Origin of the sequence: Inquilinus limosus MP06, assembly GCF_000767795.1 — a bacterium.
In the GTDB taxonomy this organism is placed as follows: domain Bacteria; phylum Pseudomonadota; class Alphaproteobacteria; order DSM-16000; family Inquilinaceae; genus Inquilinus; species Inquilinus limosus_E.
Genome location: NZ_JANX01001052.1, coordinates 1 through 1,014 on the forward strand (window position 1 = coordinate 1; position 1,014 = coordinate 1,014).

Here is a 1,014-nt window from a genome sequence, read left to right on the forward strand (position 1 = left end):
GAAGGGCTTGCTGATGTAGTCGTCGGCCCCGACCTCAAGCCCGACCACCCGGTCCATCTCCTCGCCGCGGGCGCTGACCATGATGATCGGCACCGGGCTGCGCGCCCGGAAGGCGCGGCAGAGGTCGAGGCCGTCGGCGCCGGGCAGCATCACGTCGAGGATCAGGAGGTCGACCGGCGCCGTCTCGATCGACTCCCACATCGCACGGCCGTCACCGACGCCGGTGGCGCGCAGCCCGTTCTCGCGCAGGATCCGCACGATCAGGGACCGGGTGCCGGCGTCGTCCTCGACCACGAGCACGCGGTCCGGGCGCAGGGGGCTGGACTCGTTCATCAAGGATCCGCAGGTCCTGTGGCTGTGGGACAGGGCAGCGAACGTCTCCTCCCCGCGCCCCGGCAGCCGCCGGGACATGCCGGGATCGCCGGGCGACCGGGATCCGCGATGTTTTCGTTAAAATCATCGATAATGATCTGCAAGAGACAGCAAGCATAGGCTGATCTGCGATAGAAGATCTCCAAAGAAATCTCAACTGCAGGAAGGTCGCAGCCGCGGTCGAGTCAGATGATTATCAACACTGTTGCAGGATAACTCGATGCGGATGCGGAACGATGATCGTGCCCGGATCGAGCCTGCTGTACATCACTGTGACAGCGACGCCGCGATCGTCCGCCCGAGGCGCTGCGCCAGGGCCGAGCCCGGCGTGCCCAGCGCGGTGGCGATGCTCATGTGGTTCTCGCCCGGCAGGATGGCGAAGCCGGCCTCGACGCCCGCAGCGGCCAGCCGGTCGGCGAAGGCGCGGCCCTGGGCCAGGAAGGGCGGCGTCTCGTCGGCCCCGGCCACGACATCCACCACCGGCCCCGGCACCGGCGTCGCGGACAGCGGCGACCACGTCGCCACCTCCTCCGCCGTCAGGCCGATCTCCGGCTGCAGGAAGCTGCGCGTGATCGGGTCGAGGTCGTAAATGCCGCTGACCAGCAGCAGCGACCGCACGGGCACGGCCGGCGCTGCCCCCTC

The 1,014-nt window shown here is 68.8% G+C and carries 2 protein-coding genes; both read right to left on the reverse strand.

Features of this window, described 5'->3' with window-relative positions; translation table 11 throughout:
* On the reverse strand, positions 1-333 hold a 333-nt coding region (locus P409_RS35120), incomplete at its 3' end, for a response regulator (protein WP_034849668.1).
* Positions 334-639: 306 nt separating this feature from the next.
* Positions 640-1,014 (reverse strand): alpha/beta hydrolase family protein (locus tag P409_RS35125; RefSeq protein ID WP_034849670.1); only part of this gene is annotated, 375 nt, incomplete at its 5' end.